Origin of the sequence: Blastococcus saxobsidens (assembly GCF_002938435.1) — a bacterium.
GTDB classification, from domain to species: Bacteria; Actinomycetota; Actinomycetes; order Mycobacteriales; family Geodermatophilaceae; genus Blastococcus; species Blastococcus saxobsidens.
Genome location: NZ_POQT01000020.1, coordinates 31,546 through 58,259, shown reverse-complemented (window position 1 = coordinate 58,259; position 26,714 = coordinate 31,546). Strand labels below are relative to the sequence as shown.

The following is a 26,714-nucleotide window of genomic DNA, read 5'->3' as shown; positions in this document are numbered from 1 at the left end:
CCGGACGGCGAGCGGGACGAGTGGGGCCGGAGGCGGCCAGGCCGGCAGACGCCCGGCTTGGCGGCAACGATGCGGGGGACCGCGGTGAGACGTCAGGCACAATGCCGCTCAATGAAACACAACTGTGGTCCGTACCTCATCCGTGAACAGGAGGTGACCATCCTGTGACCGACGAGCTCCACCAGGCCGCCCGCGTGCGGGGCCGGCGCCCCCCGCAGGGCGATCCCGTCGTCGACCGCGCCCTGTCACTGCTGGCCGCCTTCGACGCCGGCCACCGCTCCCTGACGCTGGGGGAGCTGAGCCGGCGCAGCGGCATCCCGACGAGCTCGACGCTACGGCTGGCGACCCGGCTGCAGGCCTGGGGGGCGCTCGAGCGCGGGTCGGACGGCCGCTTCACCATCGGCCTCCGGCTGTGGGAGGTGGCCTCGCTCGCCCCCCGGGGGCAGGGCCTCAAGCAGGTGGCACTGCCCTTCATGGGCGACCTCGAGGAAGTCACCCGCCAGCACGTGCTGCTCGCCGTGCGCGAGGGGGGTGACGCCCTGCTCGTGGAGCGGCTGTCCGCGCACCAGGCGATGCCCGTGCTCTACCGGGTCGGCGGCCGGCTGCCGCTGCACTCCACCGGGGTGGGCCTGGTGCTGCTCGCCTTCGCGGAGTCGGCCTTCCAGGAGTCCATGCTCGCGCAGCCGCTGATGCACCAGCCGGAGAACGTCGCCGTCTCGCCGGCGGCGCTGCGCCGGACGCTCGCGGAGATCCGCCGGGACGGGACCGCCACGCTGCGCCGGCGGGCGCCCCATCCGCTGGTCAGCGTCGCCGCCCCGATTTTCGACGCCGAGGACCGCATCACCGCGGCACTGTCGGTCGTGGTGCCGCAGGAGAACGCCGAACCACGGCTGCTGGGGCCTGCCGTGCGGACGGCGGCCCGGTCGATCAGCCGGGGACTGGGCGCCCGCCGGTCGATCGGGGCTCCGCTCACCTGACCCGCGTCCCGTTCATTGGCAGCCCTCTGGGACCGGCGGCAGGGGATGCGCAGGCTTGCCGGAGCGGCCCGTGGCGGGCGCCATCGGCCCCGCCGCGTGCCGCCCCCGTCGTCCGCACCGAGGAGCGCGCGTGCCCGTCCACCCCGTCGTCGCGTCGAAGTTCCACCTGCTGGAGGGCATCGAGTCCTTCGAGGCCGGCCTGGCCGACCCGGCGACCCGCGCCCGGCTCGACGAGTTCATGTCGGCCGCGGATGCGCCGGCACCCCCGCAGGTCGACGTGCGCGGCGACAGTGCTCCTGGCCCGCACGGCCCCGTCCCCGTCCGCGTCCACACGCCGCCCGGCGGCGGCCCGGACCTGCCGTGCCTCGTCTGGCTGCACGGGGGCGCGTTCCGCATGGGGGACCTCGACATGCCCGAGGCCGACTGGACCGCGCGGCAGGTCTGCGACCGCGCCGGCGCGGTCGTGGTCAGCGTCGACTACCGGCTGTGCGTCGGCGGCGTCACCTACCCGGTCCCGCACGACGACGTCGTGGCTGCCCTCCGGTGGGTCCGGGACAGCGCGGCGGACCTCGGCGTCGATCCCGGCCGCATCTCGCTCGGTGGAGCGAGCGCCGGTGGCAACCTCGCCGCCGGCGCTGCGCTGAAACTCCGGGACGAGGACGGCTGGGTGCCGGCTGCCCTGGTGCTCGCGTACACGACCCTGCACGCCGTGGTCCCGCCGGCGTCGCCGTCCCTCGCCCCCCTGCTCGACGAGATCCCACGGCTGCTGCGCTTCCTGCCCCACACCCGCCGGGGCATCACCGAGAACTACCTCGGCGGCCCGGCGAGCAGCGCCGACGGCTACGCGATGCCGGGCGGCGCCGTGCTCGAGGGGTTGTGCCCCGTGCTGCTGCTCAACTCCGAGTACGACGACCTGCGCGCGTCCGCGGAGGTGTTCGCAGGTCAGCTCGCGGTGGCCGGCGTCGACGTCCGGCAGGTGCTGCTGCCCGGCATGCTGCACGGCTTCCTCAACCTGCACCCCGGCGTCGAGCCGGTCGACCGGGCCCTGGTCCTGATGAGCGAGACCGTCGCCGGTGCCCGCAGGACCGCACCGACGTCGATCCCGGCCTGACGTGTCCGCGACCGGCGCCGACGGCATCACCGTGGTCGTGGCGCGGGAGGTGGCAACAGGTCGGGAGGCCGAGTTCCACGCGTGGGTCGAGGAACTGCCCACAGCGGCGCAGCGGTTCCCCGGCCACCTGGGCTCCGGCCTGCGCGAGCCCGCACCCGAGGGATCCGTGTGGCACGTGGTCTACCGGTTCGACTCCCCCGAGCGGCTGGCGGCGTGGGAGGGCTCGGCTCAGCGGGAGGAGCTGCTCCAGCACGGCAGCGAGTTCGTCCGGACGGTCGCCGTCCGGCGGCTGGACGGGATGGACGCGTGGTTCGCCGCACCCGGCGGTCCGCCGGCGCGGCCACCGCGGTGGAAGACCTTCGTGATGACGGCGACCGTCATCCTGGTCCTCCAGGTGCTGCTGTCCGCCGCCCTGCGTCCGCTCGTCGGCGACTGGCCGCAGGTCGCGCGCACCGCCGCCGTCATCGTCCCGCTCGTCGCCCTCATGACGTGGGTGGTCATGCCCCTGCTCTCCCGCTCGCTCGCCTCCTGGCTCTACCGCTCCGGTCCCGGGAACCCGTGACCGCCGGCGTGCCGCGGCCCGGTCCACCGACTCCTCCGATCCTGGGAGAACACGTGCCCGACAGCCCCGCCGACCACCACCAGGCACGGCGGAACCCGCGCACCGCGCGACTCCATCGGCGGACGGCGCTGGTGACCGGCGCAGCGGCGGGCATCGGGCTCGCCGTCGCCGACCGCTTCCGCGCCGAGGGCGCCCGCGTCGCGTACGCCGACCGCGACGCCGCCGGGGCCGAGACGGCAGCCGCAGCGACGGGTGGTCGCCCGGTGCACATGGACGTGTCCGACGAGGCGAGCGTCGTGGCCGGCTACGCGGGCCTGGCCGCGGACGGGTGGATCCCTGACGTGGTCGTGGTCAACGCGGGGGTCCAGTTGTTCGGCCACGACGCCGAGGTCGCCGAGCTCGACCTCGACGTCTGGCGGAGGACCCACGACGTGAACCTGACCGGGGCCTTCCTGACGGTCAAGCACGCGGTGCGGGGCATGCTGCGGATCGGCGGCGGCTCGATCATCCTCAGCGGCAGCCCCACCGGGGTCCGGGGCGAGGGAGCGGAGTTCACCGCGTACGCCTCGTCCAAGGCCGGCATGCACGGCCTGGGGCGGACGGTCGCCGCCGCCTACGCGGACAGGGGGATCCGGGTGAACACGGTGATCCCGCCGTACACCGAGACCGGGCTCGTGTCGGCCATCACCGGGGACCCGGCCGCCCGCGCCGTCATCGTCGGCCGGATCCCCATGCGCCGCGCCGGGACGACGGCCGACCTCGAAGGCGTGTACGTGTTCCTCGCCGGAGAGGAGTCCGCCTTCGCCACCGGTGGCGCGTTCGCCGTCGACGGCGGCATGACGTCCCTGTAGCGATGTGCCGACGCACAGGTGTTCCGACCAATGGCAGAGGTCTAGGGGTGGGTGACGCCGGTCACCCATGCTCGACCCGTCATCGCCGACCGAGCCGGGAGTACCCATGAGTTTCGAGTACCTGATCGACCCGTCCAAGGGCCCGCAGTGGAAGGGCCAGCTGCCCGGCAAGCCGGTCCCCTACGTCCTCCGCAAGGGCGAGGGCGAGACCTCCATGCTCTTCCGTGACCTGTTCACCGTGCTGCTGTCCGGCGACGAGACCGAGAACCAGTTCGGGATCGTCACCGCCGACTCCCCCGCCGGCGACGTCATCCCGACGCACTCGCACAACGAGACCCACGAGACGTTCTACGTCATCGAGGGCAAGGTGAAGCTCTTCTACGAGGACGCCGAGGGCCAGAAGCAGTCCTCGCTGCTCACCCCTGGGGACTTCGGCTACGTGCCGGCCGGTTTCGCGCACGCCTACCAGATCGTCGAGGACGCCCGGATGATGGGCACGCTCTCGGGCGGCTTCGAGCGGTTCTTCCAGCACATGGGCACGGCGACCGACCACGCGACGAAGGACCAGCCGCCCTTCATCCCGGACTTCCCGCGCATGCAGGCCGCGGCGCAGCAGCACAACATGCAGTTCATGCAGGGCTTCGAGTGGCCCGACGCCTGATCCGGTAGCCGTCGCACCGACCAGGCGCGGGTCACCGCGGACCGCGCCTGGTCCCGTCAGGAGAACTGTGCCCACACCTGCTCTGCCACTGCCCCCGCCGGCCCACGAGCTCCCGCTGCCCCCGGCCCTGCCCGGTCGCGGCGGCACCCGGCTCCTGCTCGGTGTGCCCTATGCGGCGATCCCCGGCGTCCGTCCGCTGGAGCTCGACCTCCACCTGCCGCCGCCGACCGGCGAGCCGCTGCCGGCCGTCGTCTTCCTGCACGGGGGCGGCTGGCGCCTGGGCAGCCGGCACGGGGCCGGTCCGATGTACCGCGACGCCTCGCCCCCGCCGTTCGCGCGGATCGCGCAGGCCGGCATCGCCGTGGCCAGCGTCGACTACCGGCTCTCGGCGGAGGCGACCTTCCCCGCGCAGCTGCACGACGCCAAGGCCGCGGTCCGCTGGCTGCGCGCCCGGTCGGCCGAGCTCGGCATCGACCCCGACCGGATCGCCGCGTGGGGTGAGTCGGCCGGCGGCCACGTCGCCGAGCTCCTCGGCCTGACCGCGGACGACGCCGCCCTCGAGGGGGACGTCGGTCCCGCCGGTCCGACGAGCGGCGTCCGCGCGGTCGTCGCCTGGTACGCCCCGAGCGACGTCGCCGCGGTGGCGACCGACACCGGCGCGGACCCGGCTGACCCGACCACCCGCGAGGCCCAGCTGCTCGGCGCCTCGGCGGTCGCCGTGCCGGAGCTCGCCGCCCAGGCCAGCCCGATCGCGCACGTGTCCCCCGGCGCCCCGCCGTTCCTGCTGCTGCACGGGCGGGACGACCGGTTCATCCCCTGCGCGCAGAGCGAGCGGCTCGCCGCCGCGCTCGAGGCCGCCGGAGCCGACGTGGAGCTCCACCTGCTCGACGGCGCCGACCACATGTGGCTGGGCGCACCCGACGCCGCCGATCTGGCGCTGGACCTGACCACCGGCTGGCTGCTGGAGCAGCTGGCCGGCACGACCGAGGAAGAGGACCGATGAGGATCGTGGGCATCCGCCGGGACGGCGGCGCACAGGTGGCGGCGCTGTCCGAGGACGGCGCGCAGGTCACCGTCGTCGCGGCGCTGGAGGACTTCTGGGCCGACGCGGCGGGGCACCTGTCGCGCGAGCCGGGTGGGGAGACGCTGCCGGCCGCGGACGTCGAGTTCGTGCCGCCGGTGCTGCCCGGCGCCCGGGTGGTCTGCATCGGGCTGAACTACCTCAAGCACGTCGCCGAGGGGTCCTACGCCGGCGAGGGCGTGCCGCCGTACCCGACCCTGTTCGCCCGGTGGACCCAGTCGCTGACCGTCGGCGGCGCGGAGGTCCCGGTCCCCTCGGACGAGGACGGTCTCGACTGGGAGGGCGAGGTGATGGCCTACGTCGGCTCCACGCTCGTCGACGCCACCCCGGACGAGGCGCTGGCCGCCGTCGTCGGCTACTCCACCTTCAACGACCTCACCTCCCGGCGGGCGCAGAAGCTCACCAGCCAGTGGATCCTGGGCAAGAACGGCGACCGCTCCGGCCCGCTGGGGCCGATCGTCCCGGCGGCCGAGGTCGGGGACCTCCGCGACGGGCTCCGGGTGCAGACCCGGGTCAACGGGGAGACCGTGCAGGACGGCAGCACCGACGAGATGGTCTACACCGTCGGGGACACCCTCGCGCTGATCTCCCGCACCTTCACGCTGCGGCCGGGTGACCTGCTCGCGACCGGCACGCCGTCCGGCGTCGGCTACGGCCGGACGCCCCCGTGGTTGCTGCAGCCCGGCGACGTCGTCGAGGTGGAGGTCGAGCGGCTCGGCCTCCTCACCAACACCGTCGTCGGCAACGACGCCCGGACGGCCTGAGGCGATGTCCGGCGAGTACCGCCAGTACCTGTTCCCGCACGACCACCCGCGCGTCGCCGAGGTGCGCGGCATGGACCCCTACGCCTACCGGGATCACGCCCGCACCCCGGGCACCTTCACCGGTGGCCTGGTGGAGGGCTGGACGCCCCTCTACCGGAACGAGTTCCGCGGCGTCACCGAGGACGGGACGCTGCGGGAGGGGCTGCACCCCTTCGAGCCGGCCCGGCCCGGTGAGGAGGCGCCCGTCGAGGCCATGGTCGCCGCCGCCCACGACCTGCTCGCCGTCCTGGACGACGACGGGCGGAAGCGGATCTGCTTCGCCGTCGACGCCGTCGAGTGGCAGACGTGGGCCAATCCGGAGTTCATGCAGTTCGACACCGGGCTGCGGCTGGACCTGCAGCCCGAGGTCGTCCGCGAGAAGGCGCTGGCGCTGATGGCGGCCTCGCTGAGCCCGGAGGGCTACGAGCTGGCCCACGCGATGATGCTGATCAACGGCTTCCTCGGCGAACTCGTCGACCTGACGACGGTGCTCAACGAGTTCAGCTACAACATCGCGCTCTACGGCCAGCCGGACCTGCGCGCGCCGTGGGGCTGGCAGCTGTACGGCCACCACTGCGCGGTCAACTGCCTGGTGGTCGAGGGCCGGATGGTGGTCTCCCCCGTCTTCCTGGGCGCCGAGCCCGACGAGATCGACGCCGGCCCGCACGCCGGTCTGGCCGGTGTGTTCGCCGACCGGATCTCCCTCGGCACCGCCCTCATGGCCGCCCTCCCCGACGACCAGCGACGGGCGGCGACGGTCTACCAGCACATGGTCGACCCGGCCATGCCGCCGGGCCGGGTGCACCCCGGCGACGAGCGACACCTCGCCGGGGCGTTCCAGGACAACCGGGTCATCCCGTTCGAGGGCGTCCGGGTCGCCGACATGCCGGCCGAGGCCCGCACGGCGGCGCTCGGGATCGCCGAGGCGTTCGTCCGGCTGCTGCCCGAGGGGCCGCGCCGGGCCCGCATGCGGGAGGTCGAGCAGCACCTGGACGAGACGTGGTTCTGCTGGATCGGCGGATCGGCTCCCGGCGATGTCTTCTACTACCGGTTGCAGTCGCCGGTGCTGATCGCCGAGCTCGACCACCACTGCGGGGTCTTCCTCGACTACGACACCCCGCAGCCCTTCCACATCCACACGGTGCTGCGGACCCCGCACGGCAACGACTACGGCCGCGCCTGGGTGCGGCAGTGGCAGGAGCGGCACGCGGCCCGGTGATGGCGGACGCTCCCGTTCCGCACTGCCACCCAATGGCAACGGGCTACGGCGACGTGACCCCCGCCACCGATGCTGGACGGGCGGCACGGAGCCCCGGGAGCTCCCCGGACGGCCGACCGCGCATGCCTTCGCACCTCCGCTCGCCCGGCGAGCGGCGCCCCTGACAGGAGACCTCATGACCACCGTGCCCGAACGCGTCCCGGTGCTCATCGCCGGCGGTGGGCCCAGCGGGCTCGCCGCCGCGATCGAGCTCGGCCGCCGCGGCGTCGAGGTGCTCGTCGTGGAGCCGCGCACCCAGCTCGACCCGCTGCGACCCCGGGCGAAGACCACCAGCGTCCGCACCATGGAGCACCTGCGCCGGTGGGGCCTCGCCGACCGGCTCCGGGCCGCGGCGCCGCTGGCCGTGGACCACGCCCAGGACGTCGTCTTCGTGACCGGCCTGTTCGGGCACGAGATCACCCGCTTCGAGAACGCGTTCGGGCTCTGGACGGCTCGTCAGGACATCGCCGCCGAGGCCGGGCAGCAGGCTCCCCAGCCGCTGGTGGAGGAGGTCCTGCGCGAGGCCGCCGCCGCCCTGCCGGCCGTGACCCTGCTGACCGGCTGGCGGGTCGCGTCCGTCCTGGACGGCCCCGGGGAGGTTCGCGCGGTGGTCGAGGACCAGGCCGGCGCGCCGCACCGGGTGAGCGCCGACTACCTGCTCGGCTGCGACGGCAGCAGCGGCCTCTCGCGCACGGCGATCGGCGCCCGCTACGAGGGCTCCTCGGGCACCCTGCCGAACCTGAGCATCACCTTCCGCAGCCGCGCGCTCGAGGAGCGCGAGCTGTGCGCCGTGGGCGTGCACTACTGGGTCATCGGCGCCGAGCGCGGCGGCCTGATGGGGCGCCTGGACCTCGAGGGCACCTGGTGGGCCATCGTCCAGGGCGTCGACGTGCGCACCGAGGACGTCGATCCGGTGGCGCTCGTCCGGTCGCTCGTGGGCGCGGAGATCGACGTCGACGTCCTGGCCACCGACCCGTGGTCGGCCCGGATGCTGCTGGTGGACCGCTACCGCGGGGAGCGGGTACTCCTGGTCGGCGATGCCGCGCACCTCAACCCCCCGTGGGGCGGGCACGGCTTCAACACCTGCGTCGGCGACGCGGTCAACCTCGGCTGGAAGCTGGCCGCGGTGCTGCAGGGCTGGGCACCGCCGTCCCTGCTCGCCAGCTACGAGGCCGAGCGCCGTCCCGTTGCCCACCGGACCATCGGTGCGGCCGGCGCCCAGGAGGCGTTCCTCGCCCCGTCGTTCGCCGACACCGACCTCGACGACGAGGGGACGGCCGGGCGCCTGCTGCGCGCCGACCTGGCCCAGCGGCTCCACGTCAAGGACGCCGAGTTCCACAGCCTGGGGCTGGTGCTCGGCTACGACTACCCCCACTCCCCCGTCGTCGTCCCCGACGGGCGCACGGTGCCCGAGCCGACGCTGGCCACCTTCACCCCGTCGGCACATCCGGGTGCCCGGCTCCCGCACGCCTGGCTGCCGGACGGCAGCTCGGTCTACGACCGGCTGGGCGACGGCTTCTCCCTGCTGCGCCTGGGCTCCGGCTCCGACACCGGGGCGCTTCCCGCGGCCGCCGACGAGCTCGGGATCCCGCTCACGGTGGTCGACCTCGCCGACGTGCCCGGGCTCCGCTCCCGCTACGAGGCCGACCTGGTGCTGGTCCGGCCCGACCAGCACGTGGCCTGGCGCGGAGCCGCCGTGGACCGGCCGCACCACCTGCTGCGCACCGTCGTCGGCGGCGCGAACGTCGTCGCCGCCCTTCCCCACCCCCTCGAGGAGATCAGCCGATGACCGCCAGCAGCTTCCCCGAGGGCTTTCTCTGGGGCACCGCCACCGCCGCGCACCAGGTCGAGGGCGGCAACGTCAACAACGACCACTGGGAGATGGAGCACGCCGAGCACTCGCCGTTCAGCGAGTCCAGCGGCGACGCCTGCGACTCCTGGCACCGCTGGCCCGAGGACCTCGACCTGGTGGCCGGGGCCGGCCTGAACACCTACCGGTTCAGCCTCGAGTGGAGCCGGATCGAGCCCGCCGAGGGCGAGTTCTCCCGCGCGAACCTCGACCACTACCGGCGCATGATCGACGCCTGCCGGGAGCGCGGGCTGACCCCGATCGTCACGCTCGTCCACTTCACGATGCCGCGGTGGCTGATGCACGACGGCGGCTGGACCGGCGCCCGCACCGGCGACCGGCTCGCGCGGTTCACCGAGTTCGTCGCCCCCGCGCTGGCCGACGCCGGCTACGTCGCGACCCTGAACGAGCCGAACCTGATGGCGGTCCAGCCGGTGATCGGTGCGATGGCCCGCCGCGGCGAGCCGATCCACGGCCTGCCCGTGCCGGACCAGGGCGTCACTGACGCGCTGATCGGGCTGCACGGTCGCAGCATGGAGGTGCTCCGCGATGCCGGGTCACCGCCGGCGGGCATGACGCTGGTCGGGCTGGAGTACATCGACGAGGGCGGCGGGCAGGAGCGGCTGCAGGCCGCCCGGGCCGCGATGATGGACCAGTTCCTGCAGGGCGCGGCGGCCGACGACTTCCTGGGCCTGCAGATCTACACCGCCCAGCGGTTCGGCGCCGAAGGACTGATCGCCCCACCGGCGGAGCGGCAGACGCTGGCGCACGGCATGGAGCGCCGTCCGGAGGCGCTGGGCGCGGCGGTCACCTACGCCGCCTCGGTCGTGCCGGACCTGCCGCTGCTGGTCACCGAGAACGGCATCGCGACGGCGGACGACTCCGACCGCATCGCGTTCACCGACGAGGCGCTGCGCAGCCTGGCCGCCGCGATCGCCGACGGCGTCGACGTCCGCGGCTACGTGCACTGGAGCCTGCTCGACAACTTCGAGTGGATGCTGGGCTACCGGCCCACCTTCGGGCTGGTGGCCGTCGACCGCGAGACGTTCGCCCGCACCCCCAAGCCGAGCCTCGCCTGGTTGGGGGACGTCGCCCGCCGCAACGGCCTCGCAGGGTCCTGACGGTGCTCGATGCGACGCACCGGCGCCTCAACCGGCTGACCGGTGCATGGGTCCTCGTCTCCCCGCACCGCACGGCCCGCCCCTGGCAGGGCCAGGTCGAGGACACGGCGGCACCCCGGCTGCCCGACTACGACCCGGAGTGCTACCTGTGCCCGGGCAACGAGCGGGCGGGCGGGCGGCGCACCCCCGCCTACGACGGGACCTTCGTCTTCGACAACGACTTCGCCGCCCTGACCCCGGACGTGGCACCGGCGACCTCCGACCCCGACGGCCTGCTGGTCGCCGAGAGCCAGCGGGGCGTCTGCCGGGTGATCTGCTACTCACCGCGGCACGACCTCGCGCTCGGCCGGCTGCCCGCCGACCGCATCCGCGCGGTCATCGACACGTGGGCCGACCAGTACACCGAGCTGGGCGGCCTCGACTGGGTCGACTGGGTGCAGGTGTTCGAGAACCGGGGCGCGGCGATGGGCGCCAGCAACCCGCACCCGCACGGCCAGATCTGGGCCGAGGAGCGGCTGCCCACCGAGGCGGTCCGCGAGCTCGCCTCCCAGCGGGCCGCCGCAGCAGCGGGCGGCTGCCTGCTCTGCGACTACCTGGCGGTCGAGGAGGCCGACGGCGCACGGATCGTCTTCCGGGACGAGCACGTCACCGTCCTGGTCCCGTTCTGGGCGGTCTGGCCGTTCGAGACCCTCGTGCTGCCCCGTAGGCACTGCGGCGCGGTGCCCGACCTCGACGGGACCGGCCGGGACGCCCTGGCCACCGCGCTGGCCGAGCTCGCCCGCCGCTACGACGCCCTCTTCGGCGTGCCCTTCCCGTACACGATGGGGCTGCACCAGCGGCCGACCGATGGGGACGCGCACCCCGAGTGGCACCTGCACGGGCACTTCTACCCACCGCTGCTGCGCTCGGCCACCGTCCGGAAGTTCATGGTCGGCTACGAGCTGCTGGCCCAGCCGCAGCGGGACATCACCCCGGAGTCCGCGGCCGCCCGCCTGCGCGGGACGGTGGGGCGGGCGTGAACGACGTCGCCCTGCGGGAGACCTTCGCCCGCTCGACCGGCGCACCCGCCGAGGTCGTCGTCCGGTCGCCGGGCAGGGTCAACCTGATCGGCGAGCACACCGACTACAACGACGGCTTCGTCCTCCCCGCCGCGCTGGACCGGGGCACCGTCGTCCTGGCCCGCCGACGGCCGGACCGGCGGCTGCGGACCACCGCGCTGCGCATGGACGCCACCGACGAGCGCCCGCTGGCCGACCTGCGGCCGCACGAGGGACCGGAGTGGTCGCGCTACGTGGCCGGAACCGCGGCCGTGCTGCTCGCCGACGGGCACGACGTCCCCGGTGCGGACCTGCTGGTGGACAGCGATCTGCCGATCGGGGCAGGGCTCTCCTCCTCGGCGTCCCTGGAGCTCGGGGTGCTGGTCGCGCTGCTGGCGCTCGCCGGGGAGGTGCTGCCGCCCGAGCAGCTGGCCCGCCTCGGGCAGCGGGTGGAGAACGACGTCGTCGGGGTCCGCAGCGGGGTCATGGACCAGCTGGCGGTCGCCTGCGGGGCGGCGGGGCACGCGGTGCTGGTCGACTGCCGGAGCCTGCGCACCGAGCGGGTCCCCGTGCCGGACGGCGTCCGCATCCTCGTGCTCGACAGCGCCGTTCCGCGCACCCTGGCCGGGTCGGCCTACAACCGGCGGCGGGCCGAGTGCGAGGAGGCCCTGACCCGGCTGCGTCCGGTGCGGCCCGGTCTGGCTGCCCTGCGGGACGTGACACCGGACTTGCTGGCCGAGCACGCCCACCTGCTGGGCGAGGTGCCGCTGCGGCGGGCCCGGCACGTCGTCGAGGAGAACGAGCGGGTGCTGCGGAGCGTCTCCGCCCTCGCCCGCTGCGACGTCGCGGAGTTCGGCGAGCTGATGAACCGCTCGCACGCGTCGCTGCGGGACGACTACGAGGTGAGCGTCGCGGAGCTCGACACGCTGGTCGACCTCGCCGTCGCCACGCCGGGGATCCTCGGCGCGCGCCTCACCGGGGCCGGGTTCGGCGGCTGCGCGGTGGCCCTGGTGCGGGCTGACGACGCGGCAGCCGCCGCCGCGAGCATCACCGCCCGGTACCGGTCGGCCACCGGCCGCCCCGGGGAGGCGACGATCTGCACGCCGTCGGACGGCACGCGTGCGGTGTGGGCCGGCTGAGCACTCGTCAGCCGAAGACCCGCGCGTCCGCCGTGGCCCAGGCCTGCGCGGAGCCGGAAGGCAGGTAGGTCCGCGTCTGCTGCGTGGCCCGCAGCAGTGCACGCAGCTCGGCCAGTCCCCCGTCGACCGCGCCGAGCGCCCGCGCCTGCACCAGCGCGTTCCCCAGCGCCGCCGCCTCGACCGGCCCGGCGATGACCGGCAGCCCGCAGGCGTCCGCGGTGAGCTGGCAGAGCAGCTCGTTGCGGGCGCCGCCGCCGACCAGGTGCACCACCTCGACCTCGCGGCCGGACAGTTCGGCCGCGCGCCGGATGCTCCGCCGGTAGGCCAGCGCGAGGCTGTCGAGGATGCAGCGCACCGTCTCCGCCTGGCTCTGCGGCGGCGTCTGCCCGGTCTCGGTGCAGAGCGCGGCGATGCGGGCCGGCATGTCCCCCGGCGGCAGGAACCGGGCGTCGTCGGGGTCGACGACGGCGGTGAACGCCGACACCCGGGCGGCCGCGGCCAGCAGCTCGGCGAGGTCGGCGGGAAGCCCGGCGGCCGACCACGTGCGCAGCGACTCCTGCAGCAGCCACAGGCCCATGACGTTGCGCAGGCAGCGCACCGTGCCGTCGACGCCCAGCTCGTTGGTGAAGCCCGCCTGCCGGCCGGCCTCGGTGAGCACCGGCTCCGCCAGCTCGACACCCACCAGCGACCAGGTACCGCAGGAGACGTACGCGAACTGCTCCGACGCGGCCGGCACGCCCACCACCGCCGACGCCGTGTCGTGCGAGCCCACCGCGATCACCGGGACGTCGGCCAGCCCGGTCTCCGCGCGCGCCTCGGCGGTGAGCCGGCCGATCTCCTCGCCGGGCTGCACGAGCGCCGGGAACAGGTCGCGCGGCAGGTCCAGCCGGTCCAGGAGACCGCCGGCCCACTGCCGCGTCGTCGCGTCCAGCAGCCCGGTGGTGGAGGCGTTGGTGACCTCCGCGACGCGGGCGCCGGTCAGCCAGTACGCGAGCAGGTCCGGCACGAGCAGCGCCTGCCGGGCGGCGGCGAACCGCGCGGTGCCCCGCATCGCAGCGAACTGGAACACCGTGTTGAACGGCAGGTGCTGCAGCCCGTTGACGCGGTACAGCTCGCCGGGCGGGACGACGGCGTGCACGGCCGGGACCGCCGTCGCGTGCCGGGCGTCGCGGTAGTGCACCGGGTTGCCCAGCAGCGCGCCGTCGGCGTCGAGCAGGCCGACGTCGACCGCCCAGCTGTCGATGCCGATCCCGTCGATGCTCCCGGCCTCCCGTCCCGCGGCACGCAGCCCGTCAAGCACACCGGCGTAGAGCGCAAGCACGTCCCAGGACAGCGTCCCCCCCGTCCGGACCGGCCGGTTGGGGAAGCGGTGCACCTCGGCCAGGTCCAGCCGGCCGGGGCCGACCCGCGCGGTCATCACCCGGCCGCTGGAGGCACCCAGGTCGACGGCCGCGAGGGTCAGCTCCCGATCGGTCATGGCTCGACTCCGCCCTCGTTCCGCTCCTCGCTCGTTCCTCGCTGCGATGCTCGCTCGGGCGTCGTTCTCGCGCTCATCGCAGGAACGCGGCGGCGACGCCCGAGTCGACCGGGACGTGCAGGCCGGTGGTCCGGCTGAGCTCGCCGCCGGTCAGGGCGAAGACGGCGTCGGCGACGTGCTCGGGCAGCACCTCGCGCTTGAGCAGGGTGCGCTGCGCGTAGAACTGGCCCAGCTCCTCCTCCGGCACCCCGTAGACGGCGGCGCGCTTGGCGCCCCAGCCGCCGGCGAAGATGCCCGACCCGCGGACCACGCCGTCGGGGTTGATGCCGTTGACCCGGATCTGGTGCTCGCCGAGCTCGGCCGCCAGCAGCCGGACCTGGTGGGCCTGGTCGGCCTTGGTCGAGGAGTAGGCGATGTTGCTGGGGCCGGCGAAGACCGCGTTCTTGCTGGAGATGTAGACGACGTCGCCACCCATCCCCTGCTCGATCATGATGCGGGCCGCCTCGCGGGACACGAGGAAGCTGCCCTTGGCCATCACGTCGTGCTGCAGGTCCCAGTCGGCCTCGGTGGTCTCCAGCAGCGGCTTGGAGATCGACAGGCCGGCGTTGTTGACCACCAGGTCCACGCCGCCGAAGGCCAGGCACGCCTCCCGGAACGCGGCGGCCACCGCCTCGGCGTCGCTGACGTCGGCGGCCACGCCGATCGCGACGTCGGCGTTCCCGATCCCGGCGGCGGCGTCGGTCGCCTTCTGCAGGTCCAGGTCGGCGACGACGACGCAGGCGCCCTCCGCGGCCAGCCGCTCGGCGATGGCCTTGCCGATGCCGCTCGCGGCGCCGGTGACCAGCGCGACCCGGGAGGCCAGCGGCTTGGGCTTCGGCATGCGCTGGAGCTTCGCCTCCTCCAGCGCCCAGTACTCGATGCGGAACTTCTCGCTCTCGTCGATCGGCGCGTAGGTGCTCACGGCCTCGGCGCCGCGCATGACGTTGATGGCGTTGACGTAGAACTCACCGGCCACCCGCGCGGTCTGCTTGTTGGCCCCGAAGCTGAACATGCCCACGCCGGGCACCAGCACGATCGCCGGGTCGGCGCCGCGCATCGCCGGGCTGTCGGCGGTTGCGTGCCGGGAGTAGTAGGCGGCGTACTCGGCGCGGTACTCCTCGTGGACCTCCTTCAGCCGGGCGACGACGTCCTCGACCGGGGCGGATGCGGGCAGGTCGACGACCATCGGCCGCACCTTGGTGCGCAGGAAGTGGTCCGGGCAGGACGTGCCCAGCGACGCGAGGGGGGCCAGCTTCTCCCGGGACAGGAACTCCAGGACGACGTCGGAGTCGGTGAAGTGGCCGACCTGCGGCTTGTCGGTCGAGGCCAGCCCGCGGATCACCGGTGCCAGCGCCGCGGCCTTGGCGCGACGCTCCGCCTCGGGCAGGGCCTCGAAGCCGGGGACGACGGCGCCGAACGGCTCCGCGGCACCCTTCTCGGCGAGGAATCGCTCGGCGGTGCGGATGATGTCGAGGGAGTTGGCCTCGGCCTCCTCGCTCGTCGCGCCCCACGCGGTGACGCCGTGACCGCCGAGGATGCAGCCGATCGCCTGCGGGTTCTTCTCCTTGATCGCGGCGATGTCCAGGCCCAGCTGGAAGCCCGGCCGGCGCCACGGCACCCAGACGACGCGGTCGCCGAAGCACTCGCGGGTGAGCGCCTCGCCGTCGGCCGCCGTCGCCAGCGCGATGCCGGAGTCGGGGTGCAGGTGGTCGACGTGCGCGGCGTCGACCAGGCCGTGCATGGCGGTGTCGATCGACGGTGCGGCGCCGCCCCGGCCGTGCAGGCAGAAGTCGAAGGCGGCGACCATCTCGTCCTCCCGCTCCACGCCCGGGTAGACGTCGACGAGCGAGCGCAGCCGGTCCAGGCGCAGGACGGCCAGACCGGCCTCCTTCAGCGTGCCGAGGTCGCCGCCGGAACCCTTCACCCAGAGCAGCTCGACCGGCTGACCGGTGACCGGGTCGGTTCCGGTGCCCTTGGCGGAGGTGTTGCCGCCGGCGTAGTTGGTGTTGCGCGGGTCGGCGCCGAGCCGGTTGCTGCGCGCGATGAGGTCACTGACGACAGGATTCGTCACGGGGTGGTTCCTTCCGGGAGTGATCATGAGGGCGTTTTGTGCACTAAGCGCCGCGCGGTTAGTGCACGAAACGCCGAAAGATGACTGGTTCAGGCGCCCCAGCCGGCCTGCTGGCCGCCGACCCGCTCGCGCTCGATGCGCTGCTGGTAGCCGCTGCGGGCGAACGCGGCGTAGGGGTCGGCGTCCAGGCCCTGGGACTCGCGCAGCTCGCCCAGCAGCGGCCGGACGTCGGTGCTGAACGCGTCCATCAGGACCGAGTGCGCGTCGAGGACCTCACCGCTGCGCTGCGCGGCCGCCAGCGCCTCGCGGTCGACCAGGAGCGCCTTCGCCGTCGCCTCCTGGACGTTCATGACCGAGCGGATCTGCCCGGGGATCTTCTTCTCCAGGTTGTGGCACTGGTCGAGCATGAAGTTGACGCCCGACTCCGGGCGGTGGGCGCCCTGGGCCACGATCTCGTTCATGATCCGGAACAGCTGGAACGGGTCGGCCGAGCCGACGATCAGGTCGTCGTCGGCGTAGTTGCGCGAGTTGAAGTCGAAGGCCCCCAGCCGCCCGAGCCGCAGCAGCTGCATGACGATGAACTCGATGTTGGTGCCCGGCGCGTGGTGGCCGGTGTCGAGCACGACGGTCGCCTGCTCCCCCAGCTCCAGGCAGTGCACCAGCGAGGTGCCCCAGTCCGGGATGTCCATCGCGTAGAAGTACGGCTCGAAGAACTTGTACTCGAGCAGGATCCGCATGTCCGCATCCAGCATCGCGTAGATCTGCCGCAGCGAGTCGGCGAGCCGGTCCTGGCGCTCGCGCAGGTCGTCCTGGCCCGGGTAGTTGGTGCCGTCGGGCAGCCAGATCTTCAGGTCGGTGGAGCCGGTCGCCCGCATCACCTCGATGCACTGCGCGTGGTGCTCCACGGCCCGCCGGCGGACGGCGGCGTCGGCGTGCGTGAGCGACCCGAGCTTGTACTCGTCGTCCTGGAAGAGGTTGGAGTTGATCGCGCCGATCTGCACGCCGAGGTCGCGGGCGTGGGCGGCGAGCTTGGCGTAGTCGTCGACGAGGTCCCACGGGATGTGCAGCGAGACGCGAGGGGCCGCACCGGTGTGCTTGTGCACCTGGGCGGCGTCCTCCAGCTTCTCGTACGGGTCGCGGGCGACACCGGCCTGGCCGAAGACCTTGAACCGGGTGCCGGAGTTCCCGAACGCCCAGGAGGGCAGTTCGATGGTCTGCCCGGCCAGGGCGGACAGCGCTGGTGTGCGGAGGTCGGTGGTCACGGTGTCTCTCCGGTGGTCGCGGTGGTGCTCTCGCCGGCCGCCCTCAGCTGGGCGGCCAGGTCGAAGACGGGGTCGAACTCGTGCTTCGAGCGGCCGTCACGGCCGCCCGGGAGGTCGAAGAAGGGAGCCATCTCGCTCTCCCAGCGGGCGCTCACCTCGGTGGCGTCCATCGCGGCCTGCGCGGCGGCGAGGTCGTCGGTCTCGACGAGACCCACGAGGAGCCCGTCCTCGCGCAGGAAGAGCTGGTAGTCCCGCCAGCCGGCGTCGCGCAGCGCCCGGAGCATCTCCGGCCAGACGGTGGCGTGCCGACGGCGGTACTCGTCCAGCCGGTCGGGCCGGACCTGCAGGGTGAAGCAGACGCGGGGCACGCGGGAGTTCCTCTCAGGGTGTCCTGCCGTCGCCGGCCGGGGAGGCCGGCGACGGCAGGAGCGGACGACTCAGAAGTCGAAGTCGTCGATGTTGTCGGCGTCGAACGTGGTGGGCTCCCCGAGGACGACGGTGCCGTCGGCCTCGATCGTGTACTCGCCCAGCTCACCGGCCTCGAAGGTCTCCCCCTCCTCGCCGGTGATCTGCCCGGCGGCCAGTGCGGCACCCGCGTAGGCGGCCAGGTAGCCGAGCTCCTCCGGGTTCCACAGCGCGAACGCGGTGACGGTGCCGTCCTTGACGAACTCACGCATCTGGTTCGGGGTACCCAGACCGGTCAGCGCGACCTGGCCCTTGTACTCCGAGCCGGACAGGTAGCGGGCGGCCGCGGCGATGCCGACGGTGGTCGGCGAGATGATGCCCTTGAGGTCCGGGTAGGTCTGCAGCAGACCCTGGGTCTCCTGGAAGGACTTCTCGTCCTCGTCGTCGCCGTAGACGGTGGCCACGATCTCCATGTCGGGGTACTCCTCGGCGGCGTACTCCTCCATCAGCGCGATCCAGGCGTTCTGGTTCGTGGCGTTGGCCGTGGCCGACAGGATGGCGACCTGGCCGGACCCGCCGATCTGCTCGGCCATGATGTCGATCTGGGCCTGGGCGATGCCCTCGGACGTGGCCTGGCTGATGAAGAGGTCACGGCACTCGGGGTCGGTGTCCGAGTCGAAGGTGACGACCTTGGCGCCGCCCGAACGCGCCTGGTCGAGCGCGCTGCAGATCGCGTTCGGGTCGTTGGCCGACGTCAGGATGACCTCGGCGCCCTGCTGCGTCAGCGTGTTGATGTAGCTGACCTGCGAGGAGGCGCTGGCCTCGGAGGGGCCCGTCACGTTGAGCTCGCCCTCGACCTCGGCGACGGCGCTCTCGGCGCCCTCGGCGGCGATGTCGAAGTAGGGGTTGTTGAGCTGCTTGGGCAGGAAGGCGAAGGCCAGATCGGCAGGGATCTCGGCGTCCGGGTCGGCCGACGCGGTCGCCTCGGCGCCGGCGTCGCTGCCCTCGTCCTCGCCACGGGTCGTACCGCCGCAGGCGGCGGTGGTCAGCACCATGGCCGCGACGGCGACGCCGGTCAGGCCTCCGCGCATGCGGCGGCTGGTCAGGAAGCTGGTCATTGGTTCCCTCTCTGAGGTGCGCCGGCGTCAGGTCGGCCGGAGTCGGTGGACGGTCGTGCGCCCCGTCCCTGGGGCGCGGGTGGTGCGTTCACGGGGCGGCCGGTCGGCCACGGGGTCGCCGGCGGCCGCGGACCGCGGCGGCGACCTGCGGCGTGACGACGGCGATGATGAGCAGGACGCCGGTCACGATGTTGAGGACGTCGGAGGGCACGTTGACCAGCTGCAGGGCGTTGCGCAGGGAGCCGAGCAGCAGCGCCCCGGCGATGACGCCGACGAGGCCGCCGCTGCCGCCGAAGATCGAGACCCCGCCCAGCAGGATCGCCGCGATCACCTGCAACTCCAGGCCCTGGGCGTTGTCGGCCCGGGCACTGCCGTAGCGCAGCGTCCAGTAGATGCCGCCCAGTGCGGCGACAGCACCGGTGACGACGAACAGCCAGAACTTCGTGCGCTCGACACCGATCCCGCTGAACCGGGCGGCGTCCTCGCTGTTGCCCATGGCGTAGAGCGAGCGGCCGATCGGCGTCGCGTGCAGGACGACCCCGGTGAGCACGACCAGCACGAGCAACGGGACGACGACGACCGGGATGCCGGTCGTGCCGATGCTGCTGAGCGCCCAGCCGGTCCAGGAGCGCGGGAAGTCGGCCACCGCCCGGTCACCCAGGACCACGAAGGCCAGCCCGCGGTAGAGCGCCAGCGTGCCGATGGTCACCGCGAGCGACGGCAGCCCCAGCCGGGTGACGAGGAAGCCGTTGACGGCGCCGAGGAACGCGCCGAGCAGCAGGCAGATCGGGATGATCAGCTCCAGCGGCAGGCCGGAGAACCAGAGCTGGCCCATGACCGCGCTGGTCAGCCCGACCGTGCTGGCCACCGACAGGTCGATCTCGCCGGTGACGATGACCAGGGTGAGCGGCAGCGCGATCAGCATGATCACGACGACGTCGAGCAGCAGGAAGCCGGTGTTCCGGGACGAGGCGAAGCCCTCGACGGTGAAGCCGGCGACCAGCAGGAACGCGACGAGGACGAACGTGATGACGCCGTCACCGGTGCCCAGCAGACGCAGCCGCGAGGGCCCCTGGGGGCGCTGGGCCGGGGCCTGACCGGCCGGGGTCGCGGGAGCGGTGTCAACTGCCACGGAGGTTCCTCCCTCGGAGGCGACGGGCCAGGCGCAGCGAGAGCGTCCGGTCCAGGACGATGGCCGCCAGGATCAGCGCGCCCACGGCGGCGTCCCGCCAGAACGGGTTGAGCCCCAGCTGCGGCAGCGAGGTGCCGATGGTGGTGAGCAGGAGCGCACCCAGCGCGGCTCCGTAGACCGAGCCGCTGCCACCGAAGATGGCCACACCGCCGACCACGGCCGCCGCCACGACGTTCAGCTCCAGGCCGGTGCCGGCCGTGGCGTCGAGCGTCTGGAACCGGGCGGCGTAGAGGACCCCGGCCAGACCCGCGAGGGCCCCGTTCACGGCGAACGCGACGAGCACCCGCCGGCCGACCGGGATGCCGGACAGCCGGGCGGCCGCGGGGTCGGAGCCGATGCCGTACAGCTCGCGGCCGCTGCGGTAGTTGCGCAGGTAGAAGCCGACCAGCAGGACGACCGCGGCCGCGATGAGGAAGAGCACCGGGATGCCCAGCAGCCGGGCCCCGCCGAGGGACTTGAAGCTCGCGGGCAGGTCGGCGGCGTTGATCTGCAGCCGGTCGCTGCTGCTCGCCCACAGCGAGTCCAGGCCGCGGAAGGCGTACAGCGTGCCGAGCGTGACCACCAGCGACGGCACCTTGGCGATCGCCACGATCGCGCCGTTCAGCACGCCGCAGAGGGCGCCGACGACCATCCCGGCCAGGATCACGACGATCACCGGGGTGCCCGGCGCGTTCGCCAGCAGCGTGCCCGACGCGTACGCGGAGAGGCCGAGCACCGAGCCGACCGACAGGTCGACGTTGCGCGTGACGATCACGATGGTCTGCCCGGCCGCCAGGACGGTGAGGATCGACGCCGAGAGCAGCAGGTCCCGCATGTTCTGGCCGGAGAGGAACCGCGGATTGGCGATCACCGTCACGAGGACCAGCAGGAGCAGCGCGGCGAAGATGCCCAGCTCCCGGACGACGACGAGCCGCTGCACGAGCGTGGCGCCACGGCTCCCGGTGTGCTCGGGGGCCTGGTCGACCGGCGCCGGCGAGGGCGCCTTCGTCCCGGCGGCGCTCATGAGGCCACCGCCGTCGTCCCGCCCTGGCCGGTGGCCGCCAGCATCACGGCGCTCTCGTCGGCGCGGGAGCGCGGGATGTCGTCGACGAGCCGGCCCTCGTGCATGACCAGGACACGGTCGGCCATGCCGAGCACCTCCGGGAGTTCGCTGGAGACCATCACGACGGCCATCCCGTCGGACGCCAGCTGGGACAGCAGGCGGTGCACCTCGGCCTTGGTGCCGACGTCGATGCCCCGGGTGGGCTCGTCGACGATCAGGACGCGCGGGTCGGTGGAGAGCCACTTGGCCAGCACGACCTTCTGCTGGTTGCCGCCGGACAGCGTGGACACCGGGTCGGAGAGCTTGCCCGCCTTGACGTGCATGCGGGCTGCCCACTCCTCCGCCGTGGCCCGCTCGCCGCGGGCGGACAGCAGACCGAACCGGGCGAGCTTCCAGCGCCGCGTCAGCGTGGCGTTGCGCTCCACGGACAGCTCCATCACCAACCCCTGCTGGCGGCGGTCCTCCGGGACCAGCGCGATGCCGGCGGCCATCGCCGCGGCCGGACTGCCCTTGCGCAGGTCCGCACCGGAGACGCGCACCGAGCCGGAGTCGTAGGCGTCCACGCCGAACACGGCGCGGACCACCTCGCTGCGACCCGCGCCGACGAGGCCGGCCAGGGCGACGATCTCACCGGCGCGGACGTCGAAGGAGACGTCGGCGAACACCCCGAGCCGGGTCAGCCCGCGGACCTCGAGGACGACCTCGCCCGGCTCGACGTCGATCTTGGGGAACAGCGAGGCCACCTCACGGCCGACCATCCGGCGCACGACCTGGTCCACGGTGAGGTCGGCCGTCGGGTCCGTGGACACCCACTGGCCGTCGCGCATGACGGTGATGCGGTCGCACAGTGCGAAGACCTCGTCGAACCGGTGGGAGATGAACAGGACTGCGGCGCCGCCGGCGCGCAGCGACCGGGCGACCGTGAACAACCGCTCCACCTCGACGCCGGAGAGGGCGGCGGTGGGCTCGTCCATGACGAGCACGCGGGCGTCGAACGACAGCGCCTTGGCGATCTCCACCATCTGCTGGTCGGCGATGGAGAGCCCGCGCGCGGGCCGGTCGGGGTCCAGGCGTACGCCGAGCCGGTCGAACAGCGCCCGGCAGCGAGAGGCGAGCTCCTTGCGGTCGATCCGCCGACCGCCGGTGAGGGGCTGCCGGCCCATGAAGATGTTCTCCGCCACCGAGAGGTCCGGGAACAGCGTCGGCTCCTGGTAGATGACGGCGATGCCCGCGGCCCGCGCGGCCGCCGGGTTGTCGAGCGTCACCTCGCGGCCATCGAGGAGCAGACGACCGCTGTCGGGCCCGTGCACGCCGGCGAGGATCTTGACCAGCGTCGACTTGCCGGCGCCGTTCTCCCCCACCAGTGCGTGCGCCTCACCGGTTCGCAGCTCCAGCCGGGCCCCCCGGAGGGCGGCGACCGCTCCGAAGTTCTTGCTCACGTCGTCCAGTGCCAGGACGACCGATCCGGTCGTCGGCCGGCCGGGCGCGGGTGGCGCCGGGGCGTGGTCCACGGTGACCGCCTCCAGGGATGAAACGTTTCACAGGCGTTGTGGCGCAGACCATAGGGAGTCTGCTAGGAATGTGTCAACCGCCACCCTCGCGCCGTAGCTGAACCGCAACCGACGCCTCGAGGCGGCGTTGACACGTTTCAGTGGCGACGTCACGATTCAGCCTCGACCACCACATCGGGAGGACCGCTGACCACCAGCATCCGGGACGTCGCCGGACGCGCCGGCGTCTCGGTCGGCACCGTCAGCAACGTCCTCAACCGCCCGGAGACGGTCAGCGAGGGCACCCGTCAGCGGGTCCTGGACGCGATCGCCGACCTGGGCTTCGTCCGCAACGAGTCGGCCCGGCAGCTCCGGGCCGGCTCGAGCCGCACGGTCGGTCTGGTGGTCCTCGACATCGCCAACCCGTTCTTCACCGACGTCGCGCGCGGCGTGGAAGAAGTGGTCGAGGCGGCCGGCTTGTCCCTGATCCTGTGCAACACCGACGACCGCCGGGAGCGGGAGAGCGCCCACCTCGCCGTGCTCGCCGAGCAGCGGGTGCACGGTGTGCTGATCACCCCCACCGCCGAGCTGAACGACGACATCGCCGCCCTGCGCGCCCGCGGCGTGCCCGTGGTGCTGCTCGACCGTCGCGCAGCGGACACCCACCAGTGCGCGGTCGCGACCGACGACGTCCTCGGCGGACGGCTGGCCGCCGAGCACCTCGTGGAGCGCGGCCACCGGCGGATCGCGTTCGTCGGCGGGCACGCCGAGCTGCCCCAGGTGCGGGAGAGGCACGCCGGGGTCGCCGCCGCCGTGGACGAGGCCCCCGGCTCGGAGCTGACCGTCCTGTCCCCCGACGAGCTCACCGTCGCCGGTGGTCGGGAGGCGGCGTCCCGGATCATCGGGATCCCTGCGGCGCGGCGACCCACCGCCGCGGTCTGCGCCAACGACCTGATCGCCCTCGGGATGCTGCAGGAGATGGTGCGGCACGGCGTCTCGGTGCCCGACGACTTCGCGATCGTCGGCTACGACGACATCGAGTTCGCCGCCGCGGCCGCCGTCCCGCTCTCCTCGGTCCGCAAGCCACGGCACGAGCTCGGCCGTCGCGCCGCTCAGCTGCTGCTCGACGAGGCGCGCGACGGCCACCGCCACGAGCAGCCGGTCTTCGAGCCGGTGCTCGTGGTCCGCGAGTCCAGCATGGTCCGCCGTGAGGAGTCCCGATGAAGGTCGCGCTGTTCGCCACCTGCCTGGTCGACACGATGGTCCCGCAGGTCGCCATGGCCACGGCGCGGCTGCTCGAGCGGCTGGGCCACGAGGTCGTCGTGCCGCCGGGCCAGAGCTGCTGCGGGCAGATGCACGTCAACACCGGCTACCGGCGCGAGGCCGTGCCGATCGTGGCCAACCACGTGCGGGCCTTCGCCGGGGCGGAGGCGGTCGTGGCGCCGTCCGGCTCCTGCGTGGCCTCGATCCACCACCAGCAGGCCGCGGTCGCCCGGCGGGCCGGCGAGCACGCGCTGGCCGAGGAGGCCGCGGCGCTGGCGGACCGGACCTGGGAGCTCTCGCAGTTCCTGGTCGACGTCCTCGGCGTCACCGACGTCGGCGCCTACTACCCGCACCGCGTCACCTACCACCCGACGTGCCACTCGCTGCGCATGCTGAAGGTCGCCGACCGCCCGCTGCAGCTGCTGCGCGCCGTCCGGGGGCTGGACCTCGTCGAGCTGCCCGCGGCCGACCAGTGCTGCGGCTTCGGCGGGACGTTCGCGGTCAAGAACGCCGAGACGTCGACGGCGATGCTCACCGACAAGATGGCCAACGTGCTCTCGACGCACGCCGAGGTGTGCACCGCGGGCGACGCGTCCTGCCTGATGCACATCGGCGGCGGGCTGTCGCGGCTGCGCTCGGGCACCCGCACGGTGCACCTCGCCGAGATCCTCGCCTCGACGGAGGAAGCCGTGACCCCGCACCAGTCCACGACGCCCGCGGTGCCGGCATGACGGGCGGAAAGTGCACGAAGTGCCGGCGCTCTCGCGCACGAACCGCCGACCAGGAGAGGTGGCTCCGATGACCGCGGTGTTCCTCGGCATCCCGACCGCTCCCCGCGGCGTCGGGCACCTGCGCGGCGACCTGTCCTTCCCCGACGCCGCCCGCGACTCGCTGCGCGACGGGCAGCTGCGGGCCAACCTCGGGCACGCGACGGCGACCATCCGGGGCAAGCGGGCCGCCGTCGTCGGCGAGGTGCCCGACTGGGCGGAGCTGCGCGAGGCCGGGCGGGCGATCAAGGCCGCGACGATGGCCCGGCTCGACGAGCACCTCATCGCCCTGGAGGAGCAGGTGACCGCACGCGGCGGGACGGTGCACTGGGCGAGCGACGCCACCGAGGCCAACGAGATCGTCACCCGACTGGTCCAGGCGACCGGCACCGACGAGGTCGTCAAGGTCAAGTCGATGGCCACCCAGGAGATCGGGCTCAACGAGGCCCTGGAGGCCGCGGGCATCGCCGCGCACGAGACCGACCTGGCCGAGCTCATCGTCCAGCTCGGCGAGGACACGCCCTCGCACATCCTGGTGCCGGCGATCCACAAGAACCGGGCCGAGATCCGCGAGATCTTCCTGCGCACCATGCCCGGCGTCGACCCCGGGCTGACCGACGACCCGCGCAAGCTCGCCATGGCCGCCCGCGCGCACCTGCGCGAGCGGTTCCTCCGGGCCCGGGTGGCCATCAGCGGCGCGAACTTCGCCGTCGCCGAGACCGGCACGCTCGCCGTCGTCGAGTCCGAGGGCAACGGCCGGATGTGCCTGACCCTGCCGCAGACCCTGATCACCGTGATGGGCATCGAGAAGGTCGTGCCCACCTGGCGCGACCTCGAGGTCTTCCTCCAGCTCCTCCCCCGCAGCTCCACCGGCGAGCGGATGAACCCCTACACCTCCCTGTGGGCCGGGGTCACCCCCGGCGACGGCCCGCAGGAGTTCCACCTGGTCCTGGTGGACAACGGCCGGACGGCGGTGCTCGCCGACGAGGTGGGCCGCGAGGCGCTGCACTGCATCCGCTGCTCGGCCTGCCTGAACGTCTGCCCGGTGTACGAGCGCGCGGGCGGGCATGCCTACGGCTCCGTGTACCCGGGCCCCATCGGCGCGGTGCTGTCCCCGCAGCTGACCGGGATCGAGGACAACGCCTCGCTGCCGTACGCCTCCTCGCTCTGCGGAGCCTGCTACGACGTCTGCCCGGTCGCGATCGACATCCCCTCGATCCTGGTCCACCTGCGCGCGGAGCACGTCGAGGCCCAGCAGCACGCCGGCCCGGAGGCGCTGGCGTTCCGGGCGCTGTCGAAGGCCATGTCGAACCCCCGCCTGTGGCGGCTGGCCCAGAAGGCCGCGGGGCTCGGCCGGTTCCTCGCATGGGGCAGGCCGACCCTGCCCGCCGCGCTGCCGCCGCCGGCGTCGAGGTGGACCCGCACCCGCGACCTGCCGACGCCTCCGAAGGAGACGTTCACGCAGGCCTGGGCCCGGGAGCACGGCGGATGAGCGCCCGCGACGAGATCCTGGGCCGCATCCGGACGGCGCTCGGTCCGGACCGCGCCGCCCCGGCGGAGGTCCGGCGCGACTACCGGCTCACCGACGACCGCTCCCCCGACGAGCTGCTCGACGTACTGACCGACCGGCTCGAGGACTACAGGGCGACGGTCGTGCGCTGCGCGCCCTCCGAGGTCGCGGCCACCGTCGGCAGCGCCCTGCGGACGGCGCTCGGCGAGCACTCCCCCGCCGACGTCGTCGTCGCCCCGGGAGTGCCCGCGGACCGGCGGCCCGACGGCGCGGTCGAGGACGACGGCCGCCCCGCGGTGGCGCTGGCCGGCTACGCCGCGACCGTCACCGGGGTCGCCGTCGCGATCGCCGAGACCGGGACCCTGGTGCTCGACGGCAGCCCGCTGTCGGGCCGGCGGGCCCTCTCCCTGCTGCCGGACTGCCTGGTGTGCGTCGTGGAGGCGGCCCAGGTCGTCGGCAGCGTGCCGGAGGGCCTGGCCCGGCTGGACCCGCTGGCGCCGCTCACGATGATCAGCGGGCCGTCGGCGACCAGCGACATCGAGCTGCAGCGCGTCGAGGGCGTGCACGGTCCCCGGACGCTGGTCGTCGTCCTGGTGGCCTGACCCCGAACAGCGGGACGGCCGGGCCG

Annotated in this window: 24 protein-coding genes; 16 read left to right on the top strand and 8 right to left on the bottom strand. The window is 73.6% G+C overall.

Translation table 11 applies throughout. The features are described 5' to 3' along the window. The first annotated feature begins 164 nt into the window (after positions 1–164). The 12 genes from C5507_RS13240 to galK all read left to right on the top strand — a co-directional run bounded on the left by C5507_RS13240 (position 165) and on the right by galK (position 12,450). Positions 165–977, top strand: a complete 813-nt coding sequence (locus tag C5507_RS13240) for an IclR family transcriptional regulator (protein WP_104528990.1) — start codon at positions 165–167, stop codon at positions 975–977. Between the two features lie 130 nt (positions 978–1,107). Beyond that, positions 1,108–2,088 (top strand): alpha/beta hydrolase, encoded by a 981-nt coding sequence (locus C5507_RS13235; RefSeq protein WP_104528989.1) that lies wholly within the window; start codon positions 1,108–1,110, stop codon positions 2,086–2,088. 1 nt (position 2,089) lies between these two features. Next, on the top strand, positions 2,090–2,650 hold the full coding sequence (locus C5507_RS13230; protein WP_104528988.1) for an antibiotic biosynthesis monooxygenase: 561 nt from the start codon (positions 2,090–2,092) through the stop codon (positions 2,648–2,650). A gap of 53 nt (positions 2,651–2,703) precedes the next feature. Further along, positions 2,704–3,501, top strand: a complete 798-nt coding sequence (locus tag C5507_RS13225) for an SDR family NAD(P)-dependent oxidoreductase (RefSeq protein ID WP_104528987.1) — start codon at positions 2,704–2,706, stop codon at positions 3,499–3,501. A gap of 106 nt (positions 3,502–3,607) precedes the next feature. Next, positions 3,608–4,162 (top strand): quercetin 2,3-dioxygenase, encoded by a 555-nt coding sequence (locus tag C5507_RS13220; protein ID WP_104528986.1) that lies wholly within the window; start codon positions 3,608–3,610, stop codon positions 4,160–4,162. A 67-nt stretch (positions 4,163–4,229) separates the two neighbouring features. Further along, on the top strand, positions 4,230–5,165 hold the full coding sequence (locus C5507_RS13215; RefSeq protein WP_104528985.1) for an alpha/beta hydrolase: 936 nt from the start codon (positions 4,230–4,232) through the stop codon (positions 5,163–5,165). Next, a complete protein-coding gene (locus C5507_RS13210; RefSeq protein ID WP_104528984.1) occupies positions 5,162–6,007 on the top strand; it encodes a fumarylacetoacetate hydrolase family protein in 846 nt (281 codons plus the stop codon). Before C5507_RS13215 ends, C5507_RS13210 begins: the two co-directional genes overlap by 4 nt. 4 nt (positions 6,008–6,011) lie before the next feature. Next, a complete protein-coding gene (locus tag C5507_RS13205; RefSeq protein WP_104528983.1) occupies positions 6,012–7,265 on the top strand; it encodes a DUF3500 domain-containing protein in 1,254 nt (417 codons plus the stop codon). Positions 7,266–7,440: 175 nt separating this feature from the next. Then, positions 7,441–9,093 carry an FAD-dependent monooxygenase gene (locus tag C5507_RS13200; protein ID WP_104528982.1) on the top strand — a complete coding sequence of 551 codons (1,653 nt, stop codon included), beginning with the start codon at positions 7,441–7,443 and terminating at the stop codon, positions 9,091–9,093. Beyond that, positions 9,090–10,274 carry a glycoside hydrolase family 1 protein gene (locus tag C5507_RS13195; RefSeq protein ID WP_104528981.1) on the top strand — a complete coding sequence of 395 codons (1,185 nt, stop codon included), beginning with the start codon at positions 9,090–9,092 and terminating at the stop codon, positions 10,272–10,274. The genes C5507_RS13200 and C5507_RS13195 overlap by 4 nt, the downstream gene beginning before the upstream one ends. 2 nt (positions 10,275–10,276) lie before the next feature. After that, positions 10,277–11,293, top strand: a complete 1,017-nt coding sequence (locus C5507_RS13190; RefSeq protein ID WP_207225719.1) for a UDP-glucose--hexose-1-phosphate uridylyltransferase — start codon at positions 10,277–10,279, stop codon at positions 11,291–11,293. Next, the gene (gene galK, locus C5507_RS13185; protein ID WP_104528980.1) at positions 11,290–12,450 is read left to right on the top strand and encodes a galactokinase; all 1,161 of its coding nucleotides are present in this window, start codon (positions 11,290–11,292) and stop codon (positions 12,448–12,450) included. Before C5507_RS13190 ends, galK begins: the two co-directional genes overlap by 4 nt. Before the next feature lie 7 nt (positions 12,451–12,457). Here the strand turns inward: galK and C5507_RS13180 are convergent, their stop codons facing one another. The 8 genes from C5507_RS13180 to C5507_RS13145 all read right to left on the bottom strand — a co-directional run bounded on the left by C5507_RS13180 (position 12,458) and on the right by C5507_RS13145 (position 22,567). After that, positions 12,458–13,927, bottom strand: a complete 1,470-nt coding sequence (locus C5507_RS13180) for a rhamnulokinase (protein ID WP_104528979.1) — start codon at positions 13,925–13,927, stop codon at positions 12,458–12,460. A 73-nt stretch (positions 13,928–14,000) separates the two neighbouring features. Beyond that, positions 14,001–16,037 (bottom strand): bifunctional aldolase/short-chain dehydrogenase, encoded by a 2,037-nt coding sequence (locus C5507_RS13175; RefSeq protein ID WP_242611055.1) that lies wholly within the window; start codon positions 16,035–16,037, stop codon positions 14,001–14,003. Between the two features lie 89 nt (positions 16,038–16,126). After that, positions 16,127–17,299 (bottom strand): L-rhamnose isomerase, encoded by a 1,173-nt coding sequence (gene rhaI, locus C5507_RS13170; protein WP_104528977.1) that lies wholly within the window; start codon positions 17,297–17,299, stop codon positions 16,127–16,129. Beyond that, positions 17,296–17,667 (bottom strand): L-rhamnose mutarotase, encoded by a 372-nt coding sequence (locus tag C5507_RS13165; RefSeq protein WP_104528976.1) that lies wholly within the window; start codon positions 17,665–17,667, stop codon positions 17,296–17,298. The genes rhaI and C5507_RS13165 overlap by 4 nt, the downstream gene beginning before the upstream one ends. Positions 17,668–17,736: 69 nt before the next feature. Beyond that, a complete protein-coding gene (rhaS, locus tag C5507_RS13160; RefSeq protein WP_207225720.1) occupies positions 17,737–18,822 on the bottom strand; it encodes a rhamnose ABC transporter substrate-binding protein in 1,086 nt (361 codons plus the stop codon). Positions 18,823–18,910: 88 nt separating this feature from the next. Further along, on the bottom strand, positions 18,911–19,954 hold the full coding sequence (locus tag C5507_RS13155; protein WP_207225721.1) for an ABC transporter permease: 1,044 nt from the start codon (positions 19,952–19,954) through the stop codon (positions 18,911–18,913). Beyond that, on the bottom strand, positions 19,944–21,017 hold the full coding sequence (locus C5507_RS13150) for an ABC transporter permease (RefSeq protein ID WP_104528975.1): 1,074 nt from the start codon (positions 21,015–21,017) through the stop codon (positions 19,944–19,946). Before C5507_RS13150 ends, C5507_RS13155 begins: the two co-directional genes overlap by 11 nt. After that, positions 21,014–22,567, bottom strand: coding sequence for a sugar ABC transporter ATP-binding protein (locus C5507_RS13145; RefSeq protein WP_207225722.1), 1,554 nt, complete (start codon positions 22,565–22,567; stop codon positions 21,014–21,016). The genes C5507_RS13150 and C5507_RS13145 overlap by 4 nt, the downstream gene beginning before the upstream one ends. A gap of 186 nt (positions 22,568–22,753) precedes the next feature. Between C5507_RS13145 and C5507_RS13140 the strand changes: the two genes are divergently transcribed. The 4 genes from C5507_RS13140 (at position 22,754) to C5507_RS13125 (ending at position 26,688) form a co-directional block, all read left to right on the top strand. Next, entirely contained in the window at positions 22,754–23,770 is a 1,017-nt protein-coding gene (locus C5507_RS13140; RefSeq protein ID WP_346193783.1) for a LacI family DNA-binding transcriptional regulator, read from the top strand. Further along, positions 23,767–24,540 (top strand): (Fe-S)-binding protein, encoded by a 774-nt coding sequence (locus tag C5507_RS13135; RefSeq protein ID WP_104528973.1) that lies wholly within the window; start codon positions 23,767–23,769, stop codon positions 24,538–24,540. Before C5507_RS13140 ends, C5507_RS13135 begins: the two co-directional genes overlap by 4 nt. 67 nt (positions 24,541–24,607) lie before the next feature. Next, entirely contained in the window at positions 24,608–26,068 is a 1,461-nt protein-coding gene (locus C5507_RS13130) for a LutB/LldF family L-lactate oxidation iron-sulfur protein (protein WP_104528972.1), read from the top strand. Further along, positions 26,065–26,688 carry a LutC/YkgG family protein gene (locus C5507_RS13125; protein ID WP_104528971.1) on the top strand — a complete coding sequence of 208 codons (624 nt, stop codon included), beginning with the start codon at positions 26,065–26,067 and terminating at the stop codon, positions 26,686–26,688. The genes C5507_RS13130 and C5507_RS13125 overlap by 4 nt, the downstream gene beginning before the upstream one ends. Positions 26,689–26,714 lie beyond the last annotated feature (26 nt).

Excerpts from the sequence above, each read along its gene's own strand:
- C5507_RS13220 (WP_104528986.1), top strand. The coding sequence starts at position 3,608 with ATGAGTTTCGAGTACCTGATCGACCCGTCCAAGGGCCCGCAGTGGAAG.
- C5507_RS13210 (WP_104528984.1), top strand. The coding sequence starts at position 5,162 with ATGAGGATCGTGGGCATCCGCCGGGACGGCGGCGCACAGGTGGCGGCG.
- C5507_RS13205 (WP_104528983.1), top strand. The coding sequence starts at position 6,012 with ATGTCCGGCGAGTACCGCCAGTACCTGTTCCCGCACGACCACCCGCGC.
- C5507_RS13200 (WP_104528982.1), top strand. The coding sequence starts at position 7,441 with ATGACCACCGTGCCCGAACGCGTCCCGGTGCTCATCGCCGGCGGTGGG.
- C5507_RS13195 (WP_104528981.1), top strand. The coding sequence starts at position 9,090 with ATGACCGCCAGCAGCTTCCCCGAGGGCTTTCTCTGGGGCACCGCCACC.
- C5507_RS13180 (WP_104528979.1), bottom strand. The coding sequence starts at position 13,927 with ATGACCGATCGGGAGCTGACCCTCGCGGCCGTCGACCTGGGTGCCTCC.
- rhaS (WP_207225720.1), bottom strand. The coding sequence starts at position 18,822 with ATGACCAGCTTCCTGACCAGCCGCCGCATGCGCGGAGGCCTGACCGGC.
- C5507_RS13150 (WP_104528975.1), bottom strand. The coding sequence starts at position 21,017 with ATGAGCGCCGCCGGGACGAAGGCGCCCTCGCCGGCGCCGGTCGACCAG.
- C5507_RS13135 (WP_104528973.1), top strand. The coding sequence starts at position 23,767 with ATGAAGGTCGCGCTGTTCGCCACCTGCCTGGTCGACACGATGGTCCCG.
- C5507_RS13130 (WP_104528972.1), top strand. The coding sequence starts at position 24,608 with ATGACCGCGGTGTTCCTCGGCATCCCGACCGCTCCCCGCGGCGTCGGG.
- C5507_RS13125 (WP_104528971.1), top strand. The coding sequence starts at position 26,065 with ATGAGCGCCCGCGACGAGATCCTGGGCCGCATCCGGACGGCGCTCGGT.